Origin of the sequence: Halorussus limi, from assembly GCF_023238205.1 — an archaeon.
In the GTDB taxonomy this organism is placed as follows: Archaea; Halobacteriota; Halobacteria; order Halobacteriales; family Haladaptataceae; genus Halorussus; species Halorussus limi.
In genome coordinates this window covers 1,270,296-1,295,819 of sequence record NZ_CP096659.1, presented here as the reverse complement: position 1 = coordinate 1,295,819, position 25,524 = coordinate 1,270,296, and the positions used below count along the sequence as shown (strand labels likewise).

General features: G+C 65.4%; 21 protein-coding genes and 1 tRNA gene. 12 read left to right on the top strand and 10 right to left on the bottom strand.

The window, feature by feature from the left end; translation table 11 throughout:
- Nucleotides 1-21 precede the first annotated feature (21 nt).
- From pheT to M0R89_RS06625, 4 genes are all read right to left on the bottom strand, one after another.
- A complete protein-coding gene (gene pheT, locus M0R89_RS06640; protein ID WP_248651774.1) occupies nt 22-1,773 on the bottom strand; it encodes a phenylalanine--tRNA ligase subunit beta in 1,752 nt (583 codons plus the stop codon).
- A complete protein-coding gene (gene pheS / locus M0R89_RS06635) occupies nt 1,773-3,281 on the bottom strand; it encodes a phenylalanine--tRNA ligase subunit alpha (protein WP_248651773.1) in 1,509 nt (502 codons plus the stop codon). Before pheS ends, pheT begins: the two co-directional genes overlap by 1 nt.
- Nucleotides 3,282-3,609: 328 nt before the next feature.
- Nucleotides 3,610-4,794, bottom strand: a complete 1,185-nt coding sequence (locus M0R89_RS06630; RefSeq protein WP_248651772.1) for an aspartate kinase — start codon at nt 4,792-4,794, stop codon at nt 3,610-3,612.
- A 120-nt stretch (nt 4,795-4,914) separates the two neighbouring features.
- Nucleotides 4,915-6,015: an ATPase domain-containing protein gene (locus tag M0R89_RS06625; RefSeq protein ID WP_248651771.1), complete on the bottom strand. Its 1,101-nt coding sequence runs from the start codon at nt 6,013-6,015 to the stop codon at nt 4,915-4,917.
- A 159-nt stretch (nt 6,016-6,174) separates the two neighbouring features.
- Here M0R89_RS06625 and M0R89_RS06620 point away from each other — a divergent pair, with 159 nt between their 5' ends.
- Nucleotides 6,175-6,726, top strand: a complete 552-nt coding sequence (locus M0R89_RS06620) for a hypothetical protein (RefSeq protein WP_368408858.1) — start codon at nt 6,175-6,177, stop codon at nt 6,724-6,726.
- A 110-nt stretch (nt 6,727-6,836) separates the two neighbouring features.
- Here M0R89_RS06620 and M0R89_RS06615 read toward each other — a convergent pair whose 3' ends face one another.
- Nucleotides 6,837-8,447 (bottom strand): DNA-directed DNA polymerase II small subunit, encoded by a 1,611-nt coding sequence (locus M0R89_RS06615; RefSeq protein WP_248651770.1) that lies wholly within the window; start codon nt 8,445-8,447, stop codon nt 6,837-6,839.
- 245 nt (nt 8,448-8,692) lie between these two features.
- Between M0R89_RS06615 and M0R89_RS06610 the strand changes: the two genes are divergently transcribed.
- The gene (locus M0R89_RS06610) at nt 8,693-9,484 is read left to right on the top strand and encodes a S24/S26 family peptidase (RefSeq protein WP_248651769.1); all 792 of its coding nucleotides are present in this window, start codon (nt 8,693-8,695) and stop codon (nt 9,482-9,484) included.
- A gap of 51 nt (nt 9,485-9,535) precedes the next feature.
- Here the strand turns inward: M0R89_RS06610 and M0R89_RS06605 are convergent, their stop codons facing one another.
- Nucleotides 9,536-11,026 carry a Cdc6/Cdc18 family protein gene (locus M0R89_RS06605; RefSeq protein WP_248651768.1) on the bottom strand — a complete coding sequence of 497 codons (1,491 nt, stop codon included), beginning with the start codon at nt 11,024-11,026 and terminating at the stop codon, nt 9,536-9,538.
- A 1,483-nt stretch (nt 11,027-12,509) separates the two neighbouring features.
- On the opposite strand from M0R89_RS06605, the gene M0R89_RS06600 reads away from it, so the two are divergent.
- The 5 genes from M0R89_RS06600 to M0R89_RS06580 all read left to right on the top strand — a co-directional run bounded on the left by M0R89_RS06600 (nt 12,510) and on the right by M0R89_RS06580 (nt 16,936).
- The gene (locus tag M0R89_RS06600) at nt 12,510-13,151 is read left to right on the top strand and encodes an Era-like GTP-binding protein (RefSeq protein WP_248651767.1); all 642 of its coding nucleotides are present in this window, start codon (nt 12,510-12,512) and stop codon (nt 13,149-13,151) included.
- Nucleotides 13,152-13,155: 4 nt separating this feature from the next.
- On the top strand, nt 13,156-13,545 hold the full coding sequence (locus tag M0R89_RS06595; protein ID WP_248651766.1) for a DUF2073 domain-containing protein: 390 nt from the start codon (nt 13,156-13,158) through the stop codon (nt 13,543-13,545).
- On the top strand, nt 13,545-14,411 hold the full coding sequence (locus tag M0R89_RS06590; protein WP_248651765.1) for a Zn-ribbon domain-containing protein: 867 nt from the start codon (nt 13,545-13,547) through the stop codon (nt 14,409-14,411). Before M0R89_RS06595 ends, M0R89_RS06590 begins: the two co-directional genes overlap by 1 nt.
- Before the next feature lie 141 nt (nt 14,412-14,552).
- The gene (locus M0R89_RS06585; protein ID WP_248651764.1) at nt 14,553-16,034 is read left to right on the top strand and encodes an MATE family efflux transporter; all 1,482 of its coding nucleotides are present in this window, start codon (nt 14,553-14,555) and stop codon (nt 16,032-16,034) included.
- Nucleotides 16,035-16,165: 131 nt separating this feature from the next.
- Nucleotides 16,166-16,936 carry a DUF7089 family protein gene (locus M0R89_RS06580; RefSeq protein WP_248651763.1) on the top strand — a complete coding sequence of 257 codons (771 nt, stop codon included), beginning with the start codon at nt 16,166-16,168 and terminating at the stop codon, nt 16,934-16,936.
- Between the two features lie 433 nt (nt 16,937-17,369).
- On the opposite strand, the gene M0R89_RS06575 is transcribed toward M0R89_RS06580, so the two are convergent.
- Nucleotides 17,370-17,615 carry a ferredoxin gene (locus M0R89_RS06575; protein WP_248651762.1) on the bottom strand — a complete coding sequence of 82 codons (246 nt, stop codon included), beginning with the start codon at nt 17,613-17,615 and terminating at the stop codon, nt 17,370-17,372.
- A gap of 223 nt (nt 17,616-17,838) precedes the next feature.
- On the opposite strand from M0R89_RS06575, the gene M0R89_RS06570 reads away from it, so the two are divergent.
- From M0R89_RS06570 to M0R89_RS06560, 3 genes are read left to right on the top strand one after another with little or no spacing between them, the layout of a single operon-like run.
- Nucleotides 17,839-20,085: an ATP-dependent DNA helicase gene (locus M0R89_RS06570; RefSeq protein WP_248651761.1), complete on the top strand. Its 2,247-nt coding sequence runs from the start codon at nt 17,839-17,841 to the stop codon at nt 20,083-20,085.
- A 34-nt stretch (nt 20,086-20,119) separates the two neighbouring features.
- The gene (gene cgi121 / locus M0R89_RS06565; protein ID WP_248651760.1) at nt 20,120-20,635 is read left to right on the top strand and encodes a KEOPS complex subunit Cgi121; all 516 of its coding nucleotides are present in this window, start codon (nt 20,120-20,122) and stop codon (nt 20,633-20,635) included.
- Between the two features lie 55 nt (nt 20,636-20,690).
- Nucleotides 20,691-21,068, top strand: coding sequence for a DUF5789 family protein (locus M0R89_RS06560; protein WP_248651759.1), 378 nt, complete (start codon nt 20,691-20,693; stop codon nt 21,066-21,068).
- 499 nt (nt 21,069-21,567) lie between these two features.
- On the opposite strand, the gene M0R89_RS06555 is transcribed toward M0R89_RS06560, so the two are convergent.
- Together M0R89_RS06555 and M0R89_RS06550 are read right to left on the bottom strand one after the other, a co-directional pair.
- On the bottom strand, nt 21,568-22,683 hold the full coding sequence (locus tag M0R89_RS06555) for an ATP-binding protein (protein ID WP_248651758.1): 1,116 nt from the start codon (nt 22,681-22,683) through the stop codon (nt 21,568-21,570).
- Nucleotides 22,684-22,770: 87 nt separating this feature from the next.
- Nucleotides 22,771-22,843: transfer RNA gene (locus M0R89_RS06550), tRNA-Gln, on the bottom strand.
- Between the two features lie 171 nt (nt 22,844-23,014).
- On the opposite strand from M0R89_RS06550, the gene M0R89_RS06545 reads away from it, so the two are divergent.
- Nucleotides 23,015-23,593 carry an IMP cyclohydrolase gene (locus tag M0R89_RS06545; RefSeq protein WP_248651757.1) on the top strand — a complete coding sequence of 193 codons (579 nt, stop codon included), beginning with the start codon at nt 23,015-23,017 and terminating at the stop codon, nt 23,591-23,593.
- Nucleotides 23,594-23,644: 51 nt separating this feature from the next.
- A complete protein-coding gene (locus tag M0R89_RS06540; protein ID WP_248651756.1) occupies nt 23,645-24,304 on the top strand; it encodes a metallophosphoesterase family protein in 660 nt (219 codons plus the stop codon).
- 180 nt (nt 24,305-24,484) lie between these two features.
- Here M0R89_RS06540 and mdh read toward each other — a convergent pair whose 3' ends face one another.
- Entirely contained in the window at nt 24,485-25,399 is a 915-nt protein-coding gene (mdh, locus tag M0R89_RS06535; protein WP_248651755.1) for a malate dehydrogenase, read from the bottom strand.
- Between the last annotated feature and the right edge of the window lie 125 nt (nt 25,400-25,524).

Sequence of the window (25,524 nt, the reverse complement as noted above, 5' to 3'; positions counted from 1 at the left end):
GAGAAATTAGAACGACGGAATCTATTCTAACGCGTCGAGTCGGAACTCGAACGCGGCGACCGGCAGTTCGAGGTCGTGTTCGACCAGCACCTCCGGGTGGAGTTCGCCGATGACCCCGACTGTCTCGCCGTCGATAACGACCGAGGCCGTGCGCCCGTCGATGAACGTCGGGTGGTCGGTCGGGGGCGTCTCGAGTTCGACGTCGAAGTTGCGTGCGATAGCTTGGAGTCGGGCCTTCGCGTCCTCGTAGGAGGCGTCGTGGCGCGCGAGTACCCCGGCGACCGTCCGGCGCTCGGCGACTCCGGTGTTCTCGCTCTCGTCCACGCGCGCCGCGAGACCGATTTCCGCGAGGTCCTGCGGGTAGCCCCGGTGAGTGTTGTTCTCCAAGACCATCAGCAGCGAGGGGAGCGCCCACGTCCGGAGCATGGTGTAGTCCTCGCTGTAGGGTTCGAGGATGGTCGCGGGGGCGTCTGCACCGAGAACGTCCGCGTCCGGCGCGTCGCCGTCTTCGCCCGGCCGCGGGAGTCCCATCCGGTCGAAGTTCTCCGTCTCGCTTATCATGTGGAAGTTGAGCAGGTCCTCGAAGCCGAGACCGACCAACAGTTCGCGGGCGGCGTCTTCGAGTTTCGACCGGTCGTGGCGGCCGCCGACCGTCCCCACGTCGGGGTAGCGCGGTTCGAGGTCGTTGAAGCCGTAGGCCCGGCCCACGTCGTCCACGATGTCGAGCGGATGCAACACGTCGACCCGGTAGGGCGGGACTTCGACCTCGTAGGCCAACTCGTCGTCGCCGACCTCCTCGGTCCGGGCGTCCAACCCAGACCGCTCCAGCAGGTCCAACACGCGCTCGGCGCTCAGGTCGACGCCGAGCAGACTCTCGATGCGCTCGTGGGTGACGGTCTTCTCGCGGACCTCGAAGTCGGGTCGCAGGAGGTCGCGGTCGGGATAACTGACCTCGACTTCCTCGACCTTCGCGCCGCGGGCGTCGAGCGCGTAGCAGATGATGTTGCACATGTGGTCGATGGTCCACTGGTCGGTGCCCGTCAGTTCCACGAACAGGTCCCGCGAGTCGGTCGAGACCTCCGTCCGGCGGCCGTTGATGACCGGCGGGAACGAGAACAGACCGATGTCGTCGTAGATGGCGGGGTACCGGTCGTACTTGGCGACGAGGTCGGCGTACGTCTCGCCGGTCGGATGCGAGCGCAGGACCTCTTCGGGCGTCATCTCGGCGTCGGAGTCGAGAGGGACGAACCGGTCGCCGTCGGGGTCGATGCCCCGGTAGACGATGGAGTTGCCCGCCTCGGTCTGGCCCTCGGCGGTGGCGGCCTGCCCCTTCAGCATCGTCAGGTCGTGGATGCCGATGGCTCCCTTCGCGCGCTTGCGGCCCATCGTCGCGTGGAGTTTCTCCTGCAACTGGATGAGCGAATCGAGCGCCTCGTCGTCCAGGTCCACGTCCCGAATCACCGCGCCGGTGACGTAGGGTCGCACCTCGGGCACCGACTCGTCGACTTCGATGGTCCAGTCGGCGTCGTTGGTGCCCGGCACGTAGACGCCGCGGTCATCGCCGTACTGGTAACGCAGCGACCGCGCGACGCCCTCGACCGAGAGGCGGTCGAGTCGGTCGGGCGCGAACTCCAGTTGGAGGTCGCCCTCCTCGGTCCGGCCCTCGAACTCCAGTCCGAGGGCGAACATGTCGTCGATGAGTTCGTCGTCGCTCTTCTCGTCGTGGCCGGTCAGTTCCCGAAGTTCGTCGGGATTCACGTCTACGACTGGCATCAGTGTAGCACCTCCGTCTCGCGGAGCAGTTCGAGGTCGGCGAGCGTCCCGTGAACGTCGCGGATGTCCTCGAAGCCGTACATCAGCATCAGCAGGCGTTCCAGCGCGAGGCCCCACGCCATCACGTCGCACTCGACGCCGAGCGGAGAGAGGACTTCCTCGCGGAACATGCCCGAGTTGCCGATTTCGACCATCTCGCCGGTCGTCGGGTGGGTTCCGAACAGTTCGAAACTCGGCTCCGTGTAGGGATTGTAGTGGGGCTTGAACTCGATGTCCGTGATGCCGAACTGGGCGTAGAACTCCTCGAAGGTCCCCATCAGGTCCCGTACCGAGAGGTCCTCGGCCATCACCCAGCCCTCTATCTGGTAGAACTCCAGGAGGTGGGTCGGGTCGAGAGTGTCGTTGCGGTACACCTTCTCGACGCTGAAGAACCGCTGTGGCGGTTCCAATTCACCGACCTCGTGACCCGAGAGGTACCGCATCGACAGCGAGGTGGTGTGGCCCCGCAGGTCGATTCCCTGCGCGACCTCCTCGGTCCACGGCGAGTGGTAGCCCTCGCCGTCATCGCCGACGCCGTTCCGGTGGGCGTCTTCGACGCGGGCCACGAGGTCCTCGGGCAACTCGTCGATTTCCCGTGGGTTCTCCAGCGCGAACTGGTCCCAGTGGGTTCGCGCGGGGTGGTCTTGAGGCATGAACAGGCAGTCGTTTATCCAGAACTCCGCGTCGGCGTGGGGCCCTTCCATCTCCTCGAAGCCCATCCCGACCAGCGTGTCCTTGACCCTGTTTGCGGTCTGGCGCAGGATGTGGGTCTTGCCCCCGTCGATGCGCTCGGCGTCGGCCTTGACGTTGTACTCCGCGAACTCCACGTCGCGCCACTCGCCGGAGGTCAGCATCTCGGGCGTCAACTGGCCGACCGTCTCTGCCGTCTCGACGCCCTCCATCATCGCGGTCACGCCCTCGTCGGTCAGCGTCACCGAGCGAACCGTGGACTCGGAGAGTTCGACGAGTCCGCGCCGCTCTAACTGCTCCAACACGCTCTCGTCGTCTGCCGACTCGCCAGCGTCGAGTGCGGCGAGCGCGCTGGCTTCGGCGTCGCTCTCGGGGTCGGCGTCGGGGTCGGCCGTAATCTCGCCGCTCTCGATGGTGCCGTACCCCTTCCGGGCGTAGTTCGAGAGTGCGATGTCGACCTGCGGACCTTCGAGTCCGGACTGGCCGATGACCCGGCCCATCTCGACCGGTTCCTCGTCGGCCCCCGCGTCCGTCGCGGCCTCGTAGAGTCGGACCTCGGGGAGGCCGTCTTCGAGGTACTCGCGGGCCTCGTCGGTCAGCGTCACGGTCTCGTCGGTCGATTCCGCGACCGTCACGAGACCCTCGTCCTCCAACTCGAAGGCCGCGCCCGTGACCGTCTCGGGCTTGCGGTCGGTCTCGTCGGCCAGTTGGTCGATGGTCTGTGCGTCGTTCGCGCTCGCGGCTCGTAACACCGCGACCTGTGATTCGGGTAGTTTCATCGTGTCTCTGGGTCGCTCGTTGTCCGTACGTGTCCGTGCGCCCGCTTATCGTTTCTGAAGCGCGGTCGCGTCGCTGGCCGACGACCGCGCACGAGCGGTTTCGTTCCCGCCGAGGTCCTCGCCCGGCCGGGAAGTCCGCCGCTCGGTCAGGACGCGAAGAAGAAGCCGAACCCCGCGCGCTGGTGGCGTGGCTGGCGAGCGCTCCCACCGAGTGGGGGTTCGGATGGCATGCTCGGCAGTTGTTCGCAATCGCTAAAAAACGTTCCGGGGCGGCCCCCGGCGAAGCGCGGACGGGCCGAAGCGCCGGGGACCGGTACCCGCCGGACGGTCAGTTGTTGAACTCCGCCTGAATGATGTCCAGCGTCTCCTCGCGGTCCGACCAGTCCACGAAGACGGCGACGCTGGTCGCACTGGTGATGAGGTCGTGGATGTTGATGTGGGCGTCCGCGATAGGGACGACGAGGTTCCGGATGACGCCCGGTTGGTTCGGGAGTTCGCCGCCCATCACGCGGACGACCGCCACGTCGTCGTCGACCGTGACGCTCGACAGCGACTCCTCGTCGATGACCTCGCGGTGGAGGATGTTCTCGGCGCGTTCGGCGACCGTCTCGTCCACGTAGAACGTCACCGAGTCCATCCCGCTGGCGACCGCGTCGACGTTGATGTCGCTGTCGCCGAGCGCTGTCGAGAGGTCCTGTAGGATGCCCGGCCGGTTCCGGATGGCCCGGCCCGCGACCGTGAGACAGGCCAGCGGTTCCTCGCGCATGTCGATGAGGCTCTCGAACTCGCCGATGATGTCGGTACCACCGGCCAGCAGGTCGCCGTGCTGGTAGTGGACGACGCGGACGCTCAGGTTCTCGTTCTTGTACGAGAGCGCGCTGGGCGCGACGACCTCGGCTCCGCGGAACGAGAGGTTCCGGAGTTCGTCCACCGATATTTCGCCGACGTTCCGCGCGCCCTCCACCACGTGAGGGTCGCCGGTCATGACGCCTTCCACGTCGGTCACGATGACGACTTCGTCGGCGTCCATGTAGTTGCCGAGCATGACGGCGGTGGTGTCCGAACCGCCTCGACCGAGCGTCGTCACGTTGCCCTCGGGGTCCTCCGCGAGGAACCCGGTGACGACCGGGACCACGCCGTCGAGTTCCGCGGCGAGTTTCGCGGCGGCCTCCTTGGTTCGCTCGGCGTCGAGTTCGCCGTTCTCGTCGGTGAAGACCGGCCACCGCTCGCTGCCGGGTTCCACGAAGACGGCTTCGACCCCGCGGGCCGCGAGGGCGGCCTTCAGCATGCGGACGCTGGTTCGCTCGCCCATGCTGACGATTTCGGCCCGGTCGGCCTCCTCGGTCTCGAACGCTATCTCGTCTAGGAGTTCGTCGGTCGTGTTGCCCATCGCGCTGGCGACCACCGCGATTTCGTGGCCCTGCGCCACGGCGTCGGCGACCGAGTCGGCCGCGCGGTTGATTCGGTCGCCGCTTCCGAGACTCGTCCCGCCGAACTTCGCTACTACTCGCATACGATCACCTGTGAGTCAGCGGACCCCCACGTGCGACACTGATGCATGGGAGGGGCTAACTTTGGCATCCAGATAACTGCTTTCATGTCTGAGAAGCTTGCCACCGACGGTTCTGTCGGCTCACTGGTCGGTCTGGACGTGAGATTCCTCGCGGTCCCCGTCCTCGCCGCTGTCGGCGTTCTCGCTGCTGGCCTCGCGCCGGGCGCTCTCGTCACTCTCGCCGTCCTCGTCGCTCTCGCGCTCGCCGCCTTCGTAGGTGTCGCTCATCTCGGCTATCGGGTCGAACGTGACCAGTCCCTTCCCCGCGGTGAACTCGTAGGCGACCCATTCGGGAATCGCCAGCACGCCGTTCATCTTCCGGATGCGGATGCGCTTGATGAGCGTGTCCTCGACGATGTTGCCGTTCACCTGCATATCCACGATGCCGTCCACCGCGTAACCGAGGTCGTGGGGGAAATCACCCTCCTCGGCCGTGAGCGTCGCGCCCGCGAAGATGGGGACGAACCGACCCTTGCAGACGTCGGCCCGGATGTCCTTGACGAAGTTGTACGCCTGCACCGGTTGGACGAGCGTGCCGAACTCGGTCAGTGAATCGACTACGACGACGCCGCAGTCGCTCATCGACAGCGCTTCGAGGCAGTTGTCGAGTTTGTTGTGGAGTTCGCTCACGTCGCTGGGGTCCCGGACGGTCTGGGTCACCGACTTCGTGATGTCGTAGATGTGGCGGTTCCACTCGTCCATGCGCTCGAACATGCGCTCGCGGTCCCGGTCGTCCATCCGATACGTGAAGCAGTCCACGATGTGAAGTTGACCGGATTCGAGGTACGGCAGGACGTTCCAATCGAGCGAGAGGAACCCCTCGACGACCGAGATGGGCGGTTCCGTGAACGTGACGACGGCCGCGGGTTCGTCGCGCTCCAAGGCCCGCCAGACGAGTTCGGCCCGGAGGGCGTCGTCGCGCGCGCCCTCGTCGTTGGCCAGCAGGACGAACGAGTTGCGGGGAAACCCCTGCGGGAGAAACGAGTCCAGCCCCGAGACGCCGGTTCGGATGCGCCGAAAGCCGTGGTACTCGGTGAACGCGCGGTCGCTCTCCACCATCGCGTCCCGGCAGGCCTCGGTGCAGAACTCGTAGACCGTCGAGTCCCGTCCCATCGTAATCGGGTCGTCCGGAATCGGGAGACGACAGAAGTCACAGAGTTCGGAGTCGCCCGAGCTATCCATGCACGCGAGTAAGTACGCGAGCGAAAAAGACCTACGCGTTCGTGCGTCGGTTGACAGTTCCGGTCGCTCTCCGCCGGTCACCGGGGAACCGCCCGACGCGTTCCGGCCGGGCGGAACTCCCCAGGGGCTTTAACTTCGTAGACGGAAGATACGTGAACAATGCGCGTGCGAGATGCAGTCGAAGAGGACGGGGAGGTCCTCGGCGAACTGGCCGACGCCCCCGCCGAGGTGATGCGCAACGTGATTCACGACCGGACGGTCCGCGTGGCCGAACGACCCTCCGACGACTCGGACGGCGGAGCGGACCCGGACGGAGACGACCCGGATGGTGCAGACTCCCAGAATGAAGTCTCCGAAAACGCGGACGGTGACGGTGCAGACGCCGACGGGGCAGACACCGACGCGGCGGACACCGACGGAGCGGAAGTCGTGGGGTTCGTCGGGTTCGACGCGATGCCCGGCACTGTCCGCGTGACCTACCTCCGCGGGACGCCGGAGGCCCGCGGGCGACTGCTGGAGGAACCGGTTCGGTTCGCCCGCAAGGAGGAGATGGCCGTCGAGGCGCTGGTCCCCGAAGACGAGAGCGAGACAAAGGAGGTGGTCGAAGCCGCGGGGTTCGAACGCGCGGGGACCGGCCCGCGGTTCGAGGGAGGCCAGACGTTCGAGTACCGACTCGAACCGTCCGGTCGCGCGGGGTCTGCGCGTCGTTGAGTCGGCACCTCAGTAAGTCCGCGCGGCGGACCGGACCCGGCGACCACTAGTCGTGTAGACCCCTTCGTTTCAAGTGGAGTGCGAAACAGGAACCGGCGTGAGAGCGGTAGTTAACTGAACTGCCTGACGGTCATGTCGAGCGTGTCGAGGTCGAGGATGGGCGCGAACCCGGCGTCCGGGTCGATGTTGACCGACTTCTGGAACGCGGTCTGTTCCTGCCAGCACCCGGAGTTGACCGCGAGGACGTTGTGGTACTTCCCCCACCCGAGTTTGTGGACGTGGCCGGTGTGGAACACGTCCGGCACCGAGTCCATCACGAGGTAGTCCTTCTCCTCGGGCGCGAGTCGGGTCTTCCCGCCGAACTGGGGCGCGACGTGGCGCTTCTTCAGGAGTTGGTACATCGCCTTGTGGGGGTCGTCGTAACTCGCTTTCTCGTCGGGGAGTTCCGCGATGACCTCGTCCAGCGAGACGCCGTGGTACATCAGGATGTCCACGCCCTCGACCGTGACCGTCGAGGGATTGCCCGAGATGCGGGCGTCGTGGACCGACATGATGTCGCGCAACTCCTCGTCGAATCCGGGTTGGGGTTCGGCGAGGCGGACCGCGTCGTGGTTACCCGGAATCATCAGGATTTCGAGGTCGCCGGGAACTTCCTTGAGATACTCCGAGAACTGCTCGTACTGGTCGTAGATGTCGACGATGTCGAGTTCCTCGTCCTGATTCGGGTAGACGCCGACGCCCTCCACCATGTCGCCCGCGACGAGCAGGTACTCTACGTGTTCGGCCTCCTCGGTGTGAAGCCAGTCGGCGAAGCGCGACCACGCGTCGGCCATGAACTCTTGGCTGCCGACGTGTACGTCGCTGATGAGCGCGGCCTGCACGTGGCGGTCGGCGGTCGAGGGCTTGTAGGTCCGAGGCACGTCCGGGAAGTACAGCGAGTCCACGAACAGGATACCGTCCCCGTCGTCGTTGTCGTCCGAGAGCGTCCCCTCGACCGCGATAACTTCGTCGTGGAGGAGTTCGTCCACCGCGTCGGCGAACTCCCGGTCCTTCATGACGAGACAGGGGTAGGTCCCACTCGTGTCCTCCAACTCGATGAGCCAGTGCCCGCTGGCGGTCGAGCGGATGTCACTTACCATGCCGACGATGGCGGTGTCGCCGCCGCCGGGCATCTTCCGGACCGCGGAAGTTGGCCGCGCGTTCACCCGCGACCGGAGTTGCTTCGAGAGGCGCTTGAACCGGTCGCGGAACACCGACACGAAGTCCTCGTACTCGCCCGTGCCAGTGCTCTCGCCGGTCACGTCGCCGTCAATTTCGAGCGACCGCGCGTCGAAGTCGGGGTCCCGGACCGACTCGTCGGGCCGAGAAACGTCGGTGACGCTCTCGCCGACGTCGCCGTCGGTGTCGCGATTTCGACCGTTTTCCTCGCTTCGGGGAACCCCCTTCGTTTCTTCTGGAGAGCCAGTCTCCGTCACCGATTCGTTTCCGCTTTCGTTTCCACTCGAAGTGGGGGTATCGTCGGCCCGCTCGAACTCCGCGAGAACCGCCTCGACGTGGTCGGACGAGAGCTTCAACACGTCGTCGGACGCGCGTTCGACGGCGGCGTCCAGCGCGGCGTCGGGGTCGTCGGCCCCCGCGAGGAGCGTCACCGCCTCGCGGTCGGCGTTGTAGCCGCGACTGGTGAGTTCGCTGACGATACGAGCGGGCGTCTCCAGCGGCACGTTCACTCAATTTCGGGGGTTCGTCAAAAGGATAGCGGAGCGCGTCCCGGTACGAGAACCGGCGCCACGGTCCGCCCTCTCGAATCCGCGCTGTGCCCAATCGTTTTTCGACGCGCGTTGGACCCGTTACAATCGAGTCGCGACGCGCCCGGCCGCTCACTCTCGCCCCCGACGGTCCAGATTACTCGCGTAAACTCGTGCCGCACCCGGAAAATTGACAACCTCGGAACGGTAAGGTGGGTCCGATGAGTTCTTCCCGAGACGACCACTCTTCCGGCGAGGACGGGCAGGCCGACGGTCCGCCCACCTCGTCCGGCGAGCGGTCCGACGACGCGGCCGCGGACAGGGCCGACCGCTCGCGCGTCGAGCGCGAGGCCCGGTCCGACGGCGGCGAGCGCGAGAAGGGCACCGGTCCGCTCGCGCTCGTCCGCCGGTTCCGCGCCAGCGACAACGAAGTCGTCGTGTTCGTCCGCGAGGTGTTGAGTAGCGCCGGAATCGTGCTGGCCATCGGTCTCCTACTGTTCGCCGTGAGCGGCGTCTGGCCGCCGATGGTGGCCATCGAGAGCGGGAGCATGCAGCCGAACATGGAGAAGGGCGACCTCGTGTTCATCATGGAGGAGGGTCGACTCGCGCCCGCGGCCGCACACCAAGGAACCGGAGTCGTCACGTATCAGGCCGGGAAGGAAGCCGGATACAAGAAGTTCAACCGCTACGGAGACGTGGTAGTGTATCAACCGTACGGGAGTTCGCAGGAGACGCCGATAATCCACCGCGCCAGATTCTGGGTCGAAGACGGAGAGAACTGGTACGACGAAGCGAAAAAGAAGTACCTTCCGGAGGGCGTCGACAACTGTCGCGAACTGTCGAACTGTCCGGCGTCCCACGCGGGGTTCATCACGAAGGGTGACCACAACGGGTTCTACGACCAGTCTCGCGGAATATCGAACGTCGTCAAGCCCGACTGGATTCGCGGTACCGCCGAGGTCCGAATCCCGTACCTCGGATACGTGAGGCTGAAGTTCTCCGGAAAAGTCTAGAACGCCGATTGACCGCCGATTATCCGACGAGTCCGTCGCAGAGAAAAGAGGTCAGTTGTCGAACCGCGCCTGCACGAACGGTTGGACGCTCTCTATGTCGCCGAGTCGGGAGTCGGACATCAGCACCGCCTCGGTCTCGTCGATGGGTACCGAGAGGCTGATCTCCTTGGTGCGCCCGTACCGACCCTTGCTGACGACCACCGCGTTGACGATGCCGAGCATGTCGAGTTCGCTGATGAGGTCGGTGACCCGGCGCTGGGTCAGCACGTCGGCGTCGATTTCCTCGCAGAGGCGCTTGTAGATGTTGTACACCTCGCCGGTGTTGACGTTGTGGACGCCGTTCTTCTCCAGCGAGATGATGGAGAAGAGGACGAGTTTCGACTGCGTGGGCAGGGTGCGGACGACTTCGACCACGCGGTCGAGTTCTATCTTCTCCTGGGCCTTCCGGACGTGCTTCTCGTTGACGCCCTCGGCCTGGTCGCGTTCGGCGAGTTCGCCCGCGGTCCGGAGGAGGTCGAGCGCGCGCCGGGCGTCGCCGTGTTCCTGTGCGGCGAACGCGGCGCAGAGCGGAATCACGTCGTCGCTCAGCGCGTCGGCCTTGAACGCGACCTCCGCGCGGTGCTGGAGGATGTCTCGGAGCTGGTTGGCGTCGTACGGCGGGAAGACGATTTCCTCCTCGCCGAGCGAGGACTTGACGCGGGGGTCGAGGAAGTCGGTGAACTTGAGGTCGTTGGAGATGCCGATGATGGAGACCCGCGAGTTTTCGAGTTCGGAGTTCATCCGCGAGAGGTTGTAGAGCGTGTCGTCGCCCGACTTCTCGACCAGTTTGTCGATCTCGTCCAGCATGATGACGACCACTCGTTCCTCGTAGTCCACGGCCTCGAAGAACGTGTTGTACACGCGGTCGGTCGGCCATCCGGTCATGGGTACCGACTCCATCTCCTCGCGGTCGTCCTCCAGTTCCTCGATGCGCGCGTCCACGGCCTCGGGCGAGTCGAACTCGGTGTCGTCGAGTCGCGCGGGGTCGGCGGTCGCCTCCTCGCGGAGCGCGTCGAGTTCGGCGACGCGGTCGGAGACGAACTCCTGATTGTTCTCGATGAACTTGTTGGCGAGTTGCGCGAGGACGCGGTACTGGGTGTCGGTCACCTCGCAGTTGATGTACTCGACGTTGCACGGAACGTCGTACTTCTGGGAGGTGCTCTCCAGTTCCTTGCTGACGAACTTCGCGCTGGCCGTCTTGCCAGTCCCGGTTTTGCCGTATATCAGGATGTTCGAGGGCGTCTCCCCACGGAGCGCGGCGACGAGAATCGTCGCCATGTTGTTGATTTGGTCCTTCCGGTGGGGAAGTTCGTGCGGCGTGTACGACGGCCGGAGGACCTCCTTGTTCTCGAATATCGGTTCGCCGGACAACAGGTCGTCGAAGAGCCCCTGTTCGTCGTCCTCGTCGTCGAAGACCACGTCGTCTAAATCGACGTTGTCGAAGCTACGGTCGGGGCTGACGTCGACCGCGTCGTCCGTCGGTTGGCTGTTTTCGTCTGACATACGTTCGTGCCGACCCCATCGTTTCAGGTGGAAGACGCGCGACGCGTGAGCTGATTTCGGCGAAACCGACCGAAAGCGCCGGGATGCCGAGGTCGAGAAGTTGCGAGCGCGTCCAGTTGATGCAGGAGAACTAAAGGTCCAGCAGGGTATTAAACTCTTTCTTCTTTCGTTTCAGTTCAGAGATACGGGCGCGAGAGGCAACAGAACGCCCGAAGACAGCAGTTAAAACGCAGCCTAAATCAGGGTTCAGGGTGTGATTTCCGGGCGTCGAACCCCCTCGTTTCGTGTGTAGCGGCGGTCGAACGCGGTCCGACAGAGTAGACGAACCGGATGTGAAGAAAATAGAAGAAAAGGAGGAGGCAAGAGCGGAGAGGAGGAAGGAGAGAAAGGGATGAAGTGCCAGTACCCGACGAGATTGCACCCCCTACCCCTTCGTTTCGCGTAGAGCCCGGAAACGGTGGCGGGGTCGATCAGTAGACGACTGTTCTCCAAACCGAATTTCGTGACTCGTTCACATCTCTCGTTTCGTGTTCGGGGAATCCACGTTCGGGTATCCTCCGTTGCACGTTTTCGTTGCTTCGAGTAATCACCCTCGAATCGAGACCCCTCTTCTTCGAGTCGAACCGTGGTCGGTGAACAGAGCTGTCCCCTCCCCCACCCCTTCATTTCAGGTGGAGCGCGTGAGACGGTGGGGAGGGGAGGGGTGTCTATAGACTAGCAACCTTTATTATAGTAGAAGAAAAACAATATCCGCAAACTAGTCCAACCTAGTATTTTCCCTTCTGTTCTCTGGCTTTACCCTGTAACCAACCGCGCATCTCCCTTCGCCCCACCGCCTCGTCCGGTTCCACTCGAAACGAAGGGGTGGGGGTGGGGCTGACCAATACGCTATGAACTCAGTAGCAGTCCACCCGCCTCGATCTGCGTGTCCGGCCGTCTGCTCGACGGTGTCGTTCCCAATAGAAAGTAACCGTCTCTCCTCGGCGTCATCGGTGCTACACTTTCAACTCACCGACCCATCTCTGATACCGACTCACTTCTACTGCCGAGTGGCTTCTACTGAAACTCCACCGCTAAACGGCGATTTACCGCTAACGCTGACTCTCGTGGCGTCTCTCTACGACGTTCGCCCGATACGCTCTTTGGCTCTCGTTGCCACGACCCCTCCGTTTCAACTGGAACCTAACCCTTCGTCGAGCCGAAACAGTATCCCATCGTCAATTCTCGCAGTGGAGCTTCGGCCTCCTTACTTGACTCTTCGGTCTGTCGTAGCAGCGCGTTTAATCGTGTCTTCTTCCCTCTTCGTCTCTCTCACCCAGCGTCGGGCGGCTTCGAAACGCCCGACGCGTTCGTTGCGAACCCCCGAATCAGTCATTTTCCCCGAGCGGTGTCTGACATAGGTTTAAGTAGGTGGGATATAGTTGTTCGCGCAACAGCCCCCGTGACGGTTTCGTACGCCGATAGTGGGGTCTGGGAGGAAAGGATGGGATTGTTTACGGACCTGAAAGACAGCATTTCCCGCGTTACGGATAAGCTCTTCTCGGCGCAGGAGCCGAAGCGTATCGGTATCTACGGCCCGCCGAACGCCGGAAAAACGACCCTCGCGAATCGTATCGCCCGTGATTGGACCGGTGACGCAGTCGGTCCCGAGAGCCACATTCCACACGAGACTCGACGCGCACGCCGCAAGGAGAACGTCGAAATCGAGCGCGACGGCAAGACGGTGTCCATCGACATCGTCGACACGCCGGGCGTGACGACCAAGGTGGACTACGAGGAGTTTCTCGATCACGACATGGAGAAAGAGGACGCCGTGCGGCGCTCCCGCGAGGCCACCGAAGGCGTCGCGGAGGCGATGCACTGGCTCCGCGAGGACGTTGACGGGGTCATCTACGTGTTGGACAGCACGACCGACCCCTTCACGCAGGTCAACACGATGCTCATCGGCATCATCGAGAGTCAGGACCTTCCGGTCCTCATCCTCGCCAACAAGACCGACCTCGAAGATTCGAGCGTCCAGCGCATCCGCAACGCGTTCCCCCAGCACGAGACGATTCCGCTCTCGGCGCTCGAAGGTGACAACATGGACGAAGTGTACGGGAAGATCGCGGAGTACTTCGGGTGATACCATGCCGGAAGTGACAGAGGACGACCCGAACGACGGCGTTCAGATCGACCTCATCGGCGCCGACCGGATGGCCGAGATGGCCTCGATGGAGAAGATTCGGATGATCCTCGACGGGGTCCGCGACGGCAACATCGTCATCCTCGAGACCGGCCTCTCGCCCGACGAAGAGAGCAAACTCATCGAGGTGACGATGACCGAGATCAGCCCCGACGAGTTCAACGGAATCGAAATCGAGACGTACCCCCGCTCGGAGACCGCCGACCAGAGCTTCCTCGACCGCCTGATGGGCAAGGAGTCGACTCACAAGCTCACGGTCATCGGCCCGGCGAACCAAATCGAGACGCTTCACAAAGACGAGAACCTCATCAGCGCGCTCGTCTCCCGCAAATAATGCCTCACCAGTGTACCAACTGCGGTCGGTCGTTCGCGGACGGCTCGAAGGAGATGCTGTCGGGCTGTCCCGACTGCGGCGGGAACAAGTTCCAGTTCCAGCCCGCGAGCGCCGCAGATGGGAACGCTGGCGACGGCGCCGGAGCGAGAGCCGCTACTCGCGCCACCGAACCGAAGAAGACGCCGGAGAACGCCCGGTCGTCCGGTCGCGACGCACCCGAAACGGGGGGCGCTCGCGGTCAGAGCGGCGGCGTCCGGAGCGAGGCCCGACCCGACGCCGAGGACGCCCGAGGTGACACCGACGACGCCAGTTCGGGCGCGGTCAACCGCGCGGCCGCGACCGTGCGCGACTGGGTGCGCACGCGAGACGACTCGGAGGAGTCCGCCGAGCGCGGGCGCTCCGAGGGAGCGGTCGGCGGCGACCGCTCGGGTCCCGCTCGAAACGAACGGGCCGGCGAGGCGGAGTCGTCACGGACCGATTCGCCCGCGACTCCGAACTCGCCCGCGACTCCCGACGCCGCACCCAGCGCCGAGGACTCGGCGCAAGCGAGCGCCCGCTCGGACGTCGTCAACGAGTCGGAACTCCCCGACGACCCGCCGGAGAGCGCCGCGAAGGCCGGTCCCGCTCGGGCAGGCGCTGACGACGACGCGAACGTCGTCAGCGCGCCCGACGACGAGAACCCCGGCCTGAAGGAACTCCGGGAGGAACTCAACAGCCAGTTCGAGAGCATCCGAATCGTCAACCCGGGCCAGTACGAACTCAACCTGATGGAACTGTACGAGCGCGAGGAGTACATCATCTCCCTGCAGGAGGACGGCAAGTACGTCATCGAGGTTCCGGACGCGTGGGACGAGGTCGAGCGCTGACCGGCGAACGAAGCGCTGGCCGACCGACGAGACGCCTCCCGACCATCGTTTCCTCTCGGTAGGTTTCTCCACGACGTTTTTGTCGAGCTACGAGACCTTCGCAAAACTGTTTACCGTGCGCTCCGCAACACTCGGTATCGGATGTTGGACGACGCCAAGCGCCGAGCACAGAGCGTTGCCCTCCTCTTTCCGGCCGCGCTCGCCCGACTCGGTCTACTCGACCGGGAGAAGGGCGAGGAAGCGTTCGACCTCGCGGTGCCCGTGATGGTCACGGGCGGGATGCGGACCCTGCTCCGGGTCGCGGACTTCTTCATGGTCGGGCGGGCGTCGCTCGGCGCGGAGGCGGTCGCCGCGCTCGAACTCGGCTTCCAGTACTTCTTCATCCCCTTCGGTCTCTCGCTGGCGCTGACCAGCGGGACCATCAGCGTCGTCTCGCGGTTCGAGGGCGCGGACGAACACGAGAAGGCCAACTTCGCCATCAAGCAGTCGCTCTGGCTGGCGCTCCTGTTCGCGGTGCCCATCACCGCGGCGACGTGGGCCTACGCCGAACCGATGATAGACGTGTTGACCGACGACCCCGAGACCATCCGACTCGGCGCTATCTACCTCAAAATCATCATGCTCTCGGTCTCGTTCCGGTTCTGGAGCATGATAGCCGCCCGCGCGCTGGCCGGAGTCGGCGACACCCGGACGCCGATGTACGTCCGCCTGCTCACGCTCCCGACCAACATCCTCCTCAACGCGGTCCTCATCTTCGGGTTCGGACCGTTCCCCAAACTGGGCGTCGCGGGCGCGGCGTGGGGCACCGCCATCGCCAACGTCCTCGCGGCGACGCTGTTCACCGGTGCGCTCCTCTCCGGCCGGTACTCGGTCCGTCTCCCCCTCGGCGGCAAGCAGTGGGACTGGTCCATCGCCGGCGAAATCGTCCGGGTCGGCGCACCGCTCGCGGGCACTCGACTCTCGCGGACGCTCGGTCGGTTCCCCTTCCTCATCGTCCTCACGACGCTCGGCACGCCGGTCGTCGCGGCCTACGCCATCGGCAGGCGCGTGATGCTTCTCGCGCTGATGCCCGCGTGGGGGTACTCGACCGCCTCCTCGACGCTGGTCGGCCAGTCCATCGGTGCGGGCGAGGACGACGAGGCCACCGAGTACGGGTGGCAGACGCTCCGCATCGCGCTGGTCACGCAACTGCTCATCGGCGCGGCGCTGTTCGCGGCGGCCCGCCCTCTCTCGGTCGCGTTCGGCACCGAACACGTGGACCTGACCGTCACGTTCGTCCGCGTGTTCGGACTCGGCGTCGCGGCCTTCAGCGTCTCCAGAACCATGCGCGGCGGACTCCGCGGGGCAGGGGACACGCGCTGGCCCTTCTACGGCGCGTTCGTCGGCACCTACTTCTTCAAGCTCCCCGTCGCCTTCCTCGCGGTCGCGCCCGGCGTCGTCCTCTTCGAGGTCGCGGGCGTGCAGTTCGCGCCGGGGATGGGCTTGGGCCTGCTGGCGGTGTACGTCTCCATTCTCGGGGACATGTACCTCCGCGCGGGAGTCAACGTCTTCCGGTTCTGGTCCGGCGAGTGGAAGCGCGTCGCCCGCGAGTCCGACGTGGGTGCCGGGACCGGCGCGGATTAAACCTGCCAATTTTAAACGCTCGCGCCCGAACGACCGACCATGAGCAAGGCAACCAAAATCACGGTCGGAACCATCGGCATCGTGACGATACTGTCGGTCGCACTGCTGGCGAACCTCTGGCTCGCGGCCTGATGTTCGAAGAACGGTCGCTCTCGGGGGAAGTCGAGGCGGTCCGGGAGGCCCACGCGCCCGACGCGCTGGTCCTCGACTCGGGGTCGGACTTCGAGACGCTCGACCCCGCGCGCGCCGAGGACCTCGGCCTTCTGGTGGACGCGCTCGACCCCCTCGCTTACCCCGCCGAGTGGCTTCCCGAGGACGCGCCCGAACTCCTCGCCCGGTTCGCCTCGTCGGACTTCACGGTCGGGATGCCCGGCGACGGGAGCGTCGCGTGGACGCGCCAGACCGACCCGCCGGTCGCGTTCGTCAAGCCCCGCGTGCAGGGGTCGCCCGACGAGTTCGTGGACTTCCTCGTCGCGGAGGCGCTCGTCGAAATCGGCACCGGACTTCCGGAACACTTCCTCGGGTTCTTCGAGGACCGGTACCGGGACCTCGACGCCGCACTCCCGTTCGACGCGGGGAGCGTCTACCAAGTCGCGGCGGCGCTGTACGACGCCTACCTCGGACTCCACACCCGCGAGGTCTTCGCCGAGTGGGGCGAGAACCACCCGCGACTCTTCGCGGCGTGGCAGGACGCGGGCGAGCGCATCGAACCGCGACTTGAGAGCCTGCCCTCCTCGATGGCCCGCGACGAGACCGACTTCGCCGACGCCGCGGAGTTCGCCTGCGCGGCGGTGAAGCACGGACTCGAACTCCCCGCGCCGTTCGCGGCGCTCGACACCACGGCCTATCGAGACCACGGCGCGGACTACGCGGTCAAGTGGGCCGAGAAGACCTTCGAGTGACGAGACCTCGGACGCGACCGCAGTACCAGACACCCGAATGAGACGCTCTATCACGCGAATTTTGCCGCCCCGAAACGATTTTCACTCTCCGTAGCTAGCCCTGTAACGGTTAGCTATGGGAAATCACTGGGACGTGCGCAGTGGCGCACACGGCTGGGAGGAACAGCTTTATCCCGACGATGTCGACGAAGACGACAACGTCGAGGGACTGACGACCGAGTGAGACAGCGGGGCGAGCACACGATTGCGGCCGGACTTAATTTTCGCGTACGCGATTCGCCGACCGAGCGACCGCACCGGACACGAGAACGCGTCACGCTACCCCACCTTTTCGTCTGGAGATTCTGATACACGGTCGGCGGTGCCAGCATCGGGAGCATCGGCGATGCAAGAGGCGGAAAACTAGCGAACGGCCGGGAGCGACCGAACGCAGTCAAGGAATCAGTTGCTCGCCGTCGTCGTCGTAGACCCGGATGGCGTCCACCGGGCAGACGCGCGCCGCCATCTTCGCGTCGAACTCGGCGTCGTCCGGAACTTCGCGGACGAAAGTGTCCTCGTCCTCCTCCTCGGAGTCGCGGAGGTCTGCCTTTCCGTCGTCGCGGTTCTCCTCGAACGCGTCCCACTCGGCGGTACACTGGAACATCCCGGTGCAGGTGTCGCGGTCGAACTCGACTCTCATGGCTCGGGGTTGGGCGGCGAAGTCCTAATCGTTGCCGGAGTTCCCGAGTTCGCCGTCTCTCCGCTCGCGGTTCCGACGAGCGAGTTACTTCCGAAAGTCCGAATCAATCCTCCGCCCGACCGGAAAGACACCCCGACCGACCGCCCGACCCGACAGTTTAAACCAGAAGACGCGCCAAAGACGGGGTAATGACTACTTTCGTCTCCCCGCGGAGGTGGGCGGCGTGACCGTCGAAATCTCCGACATCCCCGACCTACCGGACGGCGTCCCCGAACACTTCCGCGAGCAGGGCATCGAGGAGTTGTACCCGCCCCAAGGCGAGGCCGTCGAGGCCGGCGTCGCCGAGGGCGAGAGCGTGGTCGCCAGCGTCCCGACCGCCAGCGGGAAGACGCTCGTCGCCGAGTTGGCGATGCTGACCAGCGTCGCCCGCGGCGGAAAGGCGCTCTACATCGTCCCGCTCCGGGCCTTGGCCAGCGAGAAGAAGGCCGAGTTCGAGGAGTTCGAGCAGTACGGCATCGACGTAGGCGTCTCGACCGGCAACTACGACAGCGACGGCGATTGGCTGGCCCAGAAGGACATCATCGTCGCCACCAGCGAGAAGGTGGACTCGCTCGTCCGGAACGGCGCCCAGTGGGTCGACGACCTGACCTGCGTCGTCGCCGACGAGGTCCACCTCGTGGACTCGAAGAACCGCGGCCCGACGCTCGAAGTCACCCTCGCCAAACTCCGGAAACTCAACGAGGACCTCCAGACCGTCGCGCTCTCGGCCACGGTCGGCAACGCCGACGAGATAGCCGACTGGCTCGACGCGACGCTCGTGGACTCGTCGTGGCGGCCCATCGACCTCCAGAAGGGCGTCCTCTACGGGCAGGCGCTCCACCTGGACGACGGGTCGAAGAAGCAGATTTCCAGAGGGAACGAGAAGGCGACCGCCGCACTGGTCGAGGACACCCTGACCGACGAAGGCTCGTCGCTCGTGTTCGTCAACTCCCGGCGGAACGCCGAGGCCGCCGCGAGGCGACTCGGCGACGTGACCCGCGACTACCTCACGACGGAGGAGCGCGCCGAGTTGCGCGACATCGCCGCGGACATCCGCGACGCCAGCGACACCCAGACCAGCGACGACCTCGCCGACGCCGTCGAGAAGGGGTCGGCGTTCCACCACGCGGGCCTCTCCAGCGAGAGCCGCGAACTCGTCGAGGACGCCTTCCGTGACCGACTCATCAAGGTCATCTCCGCAACCCCGACGCTCGCCGCGGGGGTCAACACGCCCTCTCGGCGGGTCATCGTCCGGGACTGGCGGCGGTACGACGGCGACGTGGGCGGCATGCAACCGCTCGACGTGCTGGAGGTCCACCAGATGTTCGGCCGGGCCGGACGGCCCGGACTCGACCCCTACGGCGAGGCGGTCCTCATCGCCGACAGCCACGACGAACTGAACGAACTGTTCGACCGCTACGTCTGGGCCGACCCCGAACCGGTTCGGTCGAAACTCGCGGCCGAACCCGCCCTGCGGACCCACATCCTCGCCACGGTCGCCTCCGGGTTCGCAGACACCGAGGACGAACTGGTCTCGTTCCTCGAACGCACCCTCTACGCGACCCAGACCGACGAGACCGGCCGCCTCGAAACCGTCACCCAGAACGTCCTGCGCTATCTCGAACGCAACGAGTTCCTCGAACGCGAGGACGGTGGCCTCCGGGCGACCGGACTCGGCCACCGCGTCTCGCAACTCTACATCGACCCCATGAGCGCGGCCGAAATCATCGACGGCATCCGGTCGGCCGACGACCGACCGACCGCGATGGGTCTCTACCACCTCGTCTCGCGCACCCCCGACATGTACGAACTCTACCTCCGGTCGGGCGACCGCGAGGAATACACCGAACTCGCCTACGAGCGCGAGTCGGAGTTCCTCGGGTCGATGCCCTCGGAGTTCGAGGACGGCGCCTTCGAGGACTGGCTCTCGGCGCTCAAGACCGCCCGCCTGCTCGAAGACTGGGCCTCCGAGATGGACGAGGACGACATGGCCGAGCAGTACGGCGTCGGTCCGGGCGACATCCGCGGGAAGGTCGAGACTGCCGAGTGGCTGCTCAACGCGGCCGAGCGACTCGCGGGCGAACTCGGTCTCGACTCCGGCCCGGCCATCCGCGAGGCGAAAAAGCGCGTCGAGTACGGCGTCCGCGATGAACTGCTCGACCTCGCCGGAGTCCGGAACGTCGGCCGCAAGCGCGCCCGGCGACTCTACGAGGCGGGCATCGAGTCCCGCGCCGACCTCCGCGACGCCGACAAGTCGGTCGTCCTCGGCGCGCTTCGAGGCCGCCGGAAGACCGCCGAGACCATCCTCGAGAACGTCGGTCGGAAGGACCCCGACCTCGAGGGCGTCGAACCCGAGGGCGAGGTCAGCGCCGGGGACGCGACCGGAACCGGAGACGACGGCGGCCAGCAGAGCCTCGGTGACTTCGAATGACTCGCCACGAGCGACTCCGCGCGGAGGGCAACGAATGAGACTCGTCGACGGTCGCGCCGAAATCGAGGACCTCGACGCCTTCCTCGGGGACCTCGGCGAAGTCGGCGACGAGTTCGACTGCGCGGTGCAGGCGTTCGACCCGGACTACGTCCTCGGCGAGGCACACCTCCGAACCGCCGTCGAGCGCGCCGACCGCGCCTTCGAGCGAGACCAGAACGTCGCCCGCGAGCGCGCCGTCGAAATCCTGCTGTACGCCGCGGGCCGACGGCAAATCAACCGCGCGCTCCGCATGGGCGTCGGCGAGGGCGAGACCGACGTCGTGGTCGTCGTCCACTCGCCGGCGGATGACGCCGAGAGCGAGCGCGCCGCCGCCCAAGCGGTCGGCGACCTGCTCGCGCCTGCGTCCGGGGACGCGCTCGCGGCCGACCGCATCGACGCCGGCGCCGTCCGCGAGTTCTTCGACGTGAGCGAGGCGGAACTCGACGCGACCGGCGCGACGCTCGCGGACCTCGTCTGCGAGCGCGTGGCTCTGCTAGACGTGGAAAAGTAGGCGTCGCGCTCCGACAGCCAGCAAGGTTACGGACGTCACGACACTACTCGGCAACATGGCCGACGAACCAGACCCCGAGCGCGAACAGCGCCACGCCCGCGAGCGCCAGCGCGAGCGAACTGAAAGCGTCGAGAGCATTCTCGGCGAGGCGGGCCAGATGCTCGGCGAGCACAAGTACCCCGCGACCAGCGAGGAACTGGCGACCGAGTACGGCGACCAACCCCTCGACCTCCAGAACGAGACCGAGTCGCTCGGGAGCGTCTTCGACCGCCTCGTGGACGAGCGATTCGAGTCCGCCGACGAGGCCCGCGAAGCGGTTTACGACGAGATAACCGGCGAAGCCGCCGGACCCGAGGAGTACAACGACGAGCGCGACCTCGGCGAACTCGACGCGGACGTGACCGACGACGAGTCGAACGTCAACTCGAACTGACGTCCCTCCGCGTCCGGCGCTCCAGTTGAAACGAAGGGGTTAAATGCGGCGACGGCACCACGCTCGACGAGCGAGTTTAAAACGCGGCGGTTCGCACGACCACGCGCTCGGTCGTATCTTACCGAAGGACTTCGTTCTTCCGGTCGCGCATTGCCGGCGGTTGCGGTTCTCGGTATCGCTCCACTCGCTCTTATTTCGACGTTCACCGCCAGAACGAGGGTCGAACTGCCGTGAAACAGTTGCAACCGTCTCGGGGGTTTACTGGCCGGAGTGTCTCCACAGAGGCGTGGTGGTCTATCAGTTGGAATGTGCTGATTGCGGAGAGTTGCGCGTCGGCAGGGAAACCGACGAGGGCATCCGACCCGTCAGGGACGAGTGTCCGAAGTGCGGTACCTCCGAGTACGAAGTCTCAGCGTACGATTCCGAGGACTGACCTGCCGCGAACTGACACGTCTCACCACATTCTTTCGTTTCGCAACGTTGGCGGACCGGAGTATCGTCACTGTTGGCACTCCGCCGCCGTGTCGAGTTCGACGTCCGTGAACTCGAACCGCGACCCGCCGTCACTTCCGGTAGCGACCGTGTAGTTCCAGCCGTACGCGTCCGCGAGTTCGGCGACGAACAGCAACCCGAAACCGGTTCCGTCGGTGGTGTATCCGGCTTCGAAGACCTGCTCGCGCTCCTCGGCGGGAATTCCCGGTCCGTCGTCTTCGACGTAAAAGCCGGACGAGAGGCCGCCGATGCGAATCGAGACGCGCTCGTCGGTGTGTTCGACCGCGTTCTCGAACAGGTTTTCCAACAGATGCCGGAGGTGAATCGGGTCGGCCAGCAGCGTCCGGTCGGTTTCGACGACCAACTCCGCACGGGAACCGTCGAGGTCGGCCCAGACGTCCCTCGCGACCGCCGCGAGTTCCACCGCCTCTTGGTCGAGTTCCTCGCTCTGATCTCGGGCGATGAAGAGGATGACTTCCACCATCTCCTCGATGCGGTCGAGCGCCGCTTCGACCTCCTCGGCGGCGTCCGAATCGCCGTTCGCGGCCCGTCGGTGGTATATCTGGGCGATACTCAGCGGGTTTCGAAGTTCGTGAGCGAGGAGGCTCGCGAAACTGTCCAAGCGCTGGTTCTGGCGCTGAAGCCGCTGGCGCTGTCGTTCGAGTTTCTGTCGCTGTTCGCGGAGCCGTCGGTGTTGCTCGCGCAGTTGCTCGGCCTGCGTGGCGGCGCGAGCGTCGTAGATACCGACGACAAGCCCACCGGCGGCACCGATCGCCGTAGAGAACGTCGCCGACCAGACGGAGATTCGAAACGAGTTCAGCGGTTCGAGGTGGAGCAGAAACAGAAAGGCGAGGAGGAGTGCGACGCCGCCGAGACACCACGCGACGACGCGGGAGTACGCGTCCGGGTCGACGTCGCTCCGGTGCAGTCGGTACGCGCCGGAGAGGAGTACGAGACCGGGACCGCCGACGATGACGAGGTCGATGAGGCCACCGAGGTCCGCCTCCTTGTTGACCGCGACGAGGACGGCGAGTCCGACGGCCAACGCGACGTAGGTCGTACCGGCGAAGGCGATGAGCCAGTGGCCACTCCTCGCCAAGACGCGTCTCGCTCTCCGTTTCACGAACGAACCGACGTACCAGTGTTATTTAGTTTTGATTGAGAGAAGACGGACTCCGATTTGTATCGAGAAACGCGAAGAATCGGGAAGTAGTCCCACCAAGATTCGAACTTGGGTCGAAGCCCCCAGAAGGCTTCAGGATTGGCCACTACCCCATGGGACTGCGCACCCTATCCTATTCGCCGGGGGAATGTAAGCGTTGCGCGTTCGTCCGAATTTGCTAACCGTTCGCACTCCTCTCGGCCGATTCCACCGCTCCGACCGACTCGTCCGCTGAGCCGATGGCCGTGCATAAACCAACACGTACTTGCCCCGCAAGTGCGCACGTTCGTGTATGTACGTCGGACGCTTCGTCGTCGTCGGCCCGGAGGTCGCGGCCTACCGCGTCTCCTCGCGGTCGTTCCCGAATCGGAAGATAGCCCAGCGCGACGCCGCGTTGACCGTCGCGCCCACCGAGGACGCGCCCGAGACGGACAATCCCTACATCTCGTACAACTGTGCGCGGGCGACCGGCGAGGGGTCGGCGGTCGTCGGGAACGGGTCGCACGTCGACCCCGTCACCGAGAAACTCGAACTGGGCTACCCCGCCCGCGACGCGCTGGCCGAGAGTCTGCTGGCGCTCGACTACGAGAAGGACGACTACGACACCCCGCGAATCGCCGGCGTCCTGACCGACGGGTCGGCGTTCGTCGGCACCGTCCGGAAGGACGCGGTACTCGTCCGCGAAGTGACCGAACCGACCCTCGTGGCGACCTACGAGAAGGACGCGCCCGAGGCGTTCGACTTCGCGGCCGACACCGCCGCGGCGGCCGCGAGCGAGGCCTACGACCTCGACTTCGAACACGCGGTCTGTGCGGCCGGAGTCGCGCGCACCGACGACGGGTTCAAGCTCGCCGTCGAGAACGGCGACTGAACGCCGCGGCCGAGACCCGGAACTAAGTCGCGCGCGCCCGAACGGTCTGCCATGCGAATCGGCGTTCTCTCCGACGTTCACTCCAATCGGGTCGCGTTCGAGGCAGTTCTCGACGACGTGCCGGACGTGGACGCGTTCGTCTGCGCCGGCGACGTGGTGGGCTACAACCCGTGGCCCGGCGAGTGCGTCGAGATGATACGCGAGGGGGAGGTTCCGACCGTGATGGGAAACCACGACCGAGCGGTCGCCTCTGGCACCGCCTTTCGGTTCAATGCGATGGCTAAGGCAGGGGTCGAACACGCCCGCGAGCGACTCACCGACGAGCAGTTAAGTTGGCTCGAAAGTCTGCCCAACGAGCGCCGCCTCTTCGACGACCGGGTGAAGGTCGTCCACGGCCACCCCGACGACCCCGACCACTACACGATGCCCGACGAGTTCTCGCCCGACCTCCTCGGCGACGAGGACGTGTTGGTCATGGGCCACACGCACGTCCAGCATCACGAGCGGTACGGCGAGGGCGTCGTGATGAACCCCGGGAGTGTGGGTCAACCGCGCGACGGCGACCCCCGGGCCGCCTACGCGGTCCTCGACTTGGACGACTTGAGCGTGACCGAACACCGCGTGGAGTACGACGTGGCGGCGGTCCGGCGAGCGGTCGAAGACGCGGGTCTCCCGAGTCGAATCGGCGAGCGACTGGAGTCCGGGAAGTAGCTATCGCGTTCGGGGACCGAGTCGTACCGCTGTAGCCATACAGAGTTATCTAAAAACACCCTCTAGGTTGTTCTACTGCGAAGACTGCCTCTCTGCTCTACTGTCACTCCGTTCTACCGCCTCTCCGTACTCCCGCGAGCGGCGAAAAGAGACTCCGAAAGAATCGGTGTCGCGGTCAGTTCAGGCGATTTCGTCGTACTGTTCGGAGAGTTTGTCCGCGGCCTCGCCCAACTGCTCGCGCTCGAACTCGGTCAGGTCCCACTCGACGACTTCCTGCACGCCGTCCTCGCCGAGTTTCACCGGGACGCCGAGCGCCACGTCGTCGTGGCCGTACTCGCCTTCGAGTTTGACCGAACCGGGCAGCACCTCGCCGGTGTCGCGGACGACGGCCTCGACCATGTGGCCGACGCCGGTGGCCGGACCCCACTGGGTCGCGCCCTTCTTCTCGATGACGTTCATCGCGCTCTGCTTGAGCTCCTCCAGAATCTCCTCCTTCTCCTCGTCGCTGAACTCGGGGTCCTTGCCGTTGGCCCGGACCTTCGAGAAGACCGGGACCTGCGCGTCGCCGTGTTCGCCCAGAATCGTCGCCTCGACGTTCTGGACCGGTTCGTCGAAGCGCTGACTGAGGACGTAGCGGAACCGCGCGGAGTCGAGTCGGCCGCCGAAGCCGATGACCTTCTCGCGCGACCGCTCGCCGGTCTCGTAGAGGTGACGGTTGAGGAGGTCCACCGGGTTCGAGGTCGTGATGGTCACGAAGTCGTCGTTGTACTCCGCGACGGAGGAGCCGATGTCCTCCATGATGGGCGCGTTGTCGCCCGCGAGGTCGATGCGAGTCTGGCCGGGTTGGCGCGGAATCCCGGCCGTGATGACGACCACGTCCGACCCTTCGGTCGCCTCGTAACCGCCCTGTCGGACCGTGGTGTTCGAGTCGTAGGCGGCCCCGTGATTCACGTCGGCGGCCTGCCCGACGGTGTCCTCCTCCTTGTCCGGGATGTCTACGAGTACCAGTTCGTCCGCGATATCCCGAAGCGCGATGTTGTACGCCGCCGCGGCCCCGACGGTTCCGGCCGCGCCGACCACGCTGATTTTCGTCATACCACGTAAAACGCCGCCCGGAAATCCGTTAAGTGCTTCGGAACGACCGAAAAACCGCCCGCGTGGTCGTCGTACGACGTTTGATGGGTTCGACGAACGACGTGACATCTTGGTCCCGCTAGCTC

Excerpts from the sequence above, each read along its gene's own strand:
- pheT (WP_248651774.1), bottom strand. The coding sequence starts at position 1,773 with ATGCCAGTCGTAGACGTGAATCCCGACGAACTTCGGGAACTGACCGGC.
- pheS (WP_248651773.1), bottom strand. The coding sequence starts at position 3,281 with ATGAAACTACCCGAATCACAGGTCGCGGTGTTACGAGCCGCGAGCGCG.
- M0R89_RS06630 (WP_248651772.1), bottom strand. The coding sequence starts at position 4,794 with ATGCGAGTAGTAGCGAAGTTCGGCGGGACGAGTCTCGGAAGCGGCGAC.
- M0R89_RS06625 (WP_248651771.1), bottom strand. The coding sequence starts at position 6,015 with ATGGATAGCTCGGGCGACTCCGAACTCTGTGACTTCTGTCGTCTCCCG.
- M0R89_RS06620 (WP_368408858.1), top strand. The coding sequence starts at position 6,175 with ATGCGCGTGCGAGATGCAGTCGAAGAGGACGGGGAGGTCCTCGGCGAA.
- M0R89_RS06610 (WP_248651769.1), top strand. The coding sequence starts at position 8,693 with ATGAGTTCTTCCCGAGACGACCACTCTTCCGGCGAGGACGGGCAGGCC.
- M0R89_RS06605 (WP_248651768.1), bottom strand. The coding sequence starts at position 11,026 with ATGTCAGACGAAAACAGCCAACCGACGGACGACGCGGTCGACGTCAGC.
- M0R89_RS06600 (WP_248651767.1), top strand. The coding sequence starts at position 12,510 with ATGGGATTGTTTACGGACCTGAAAGACAGCATTTCCCGCGTTACGGAT.
- M0R89_RS06595 (WP_248651766.1), top strand. The coding sequence starts at position 13,156 with ATGCCGGAAGTGACAGAGGACGACCCGAACGACGGCGTTCAGATCGAC.
- M0R89_RS06590 (WP_248651765.1), top strand. The coding sequence starts at position 13,545 with ATGCCTCACCAGTGTACCAACTGCGGTCGGTCGTTCGCGGACGGCTCG.
- M0R89_RS06585 (WP_248651764.1), top strand. The coding sequence starts at position 14,553 with ATGTTGGACGACGCCAAGCGCCGAGCACAGAGCGTTGCCCTCCTCTTT.
- M0R89_RS06580 (WP_248651763.1), top strand. The coding sequence starts at position 16,166 with ATGTTCGAAGAACGGTCGCTCTCGGGGGAAGTCGAGGCGGTCCGGGAG.
- M0R89_RS06575 (WP_248651762.1), bottom strand. The coding sequence starts at position 17,615 with ATGAGAGTCGAGTTCGACCGCGACACCTGCACCGGGATGTTCCAGTGT.
- cgi121 (WP_248651760.1), top strand. The coding sequence starts at position 20,120 with ATGAGACTCGTCGACGGTCGCGCCGAAATCGAGGACCTCGACGCCTTC.
- M0R89_RS06560 (WP_248651759.1), top strand. The coding sequence starts at position 20,691 with ATGGCCGACGAACCAGACCCCGAGCGCGAACAGCGCCACGCCCGCGAG.
- M0R89_RS06545 (WP_248651757.1), top strand. The coding sequence starts at position 23,015 with ATGTACGTCGGACGCTTCGTCGTCGTCGGCCCGGAGGTCGCGGCCTAC.
- M0R89_RS06540 (WP_248651756.1), top strand. The coding sequence starts at position 23,645 with ATGCGAATCGGCGTTCTCTCCGACGTTCACTCCAATCGGGTCGCGTTC.
- mdh (WP_248651755.1), bottom strand. The coding sequence starts at position 25,399 with ATGACGAAAATCAGCGTGGTCGGCGCGGCCGGAACCGTCGGGGCCGCG.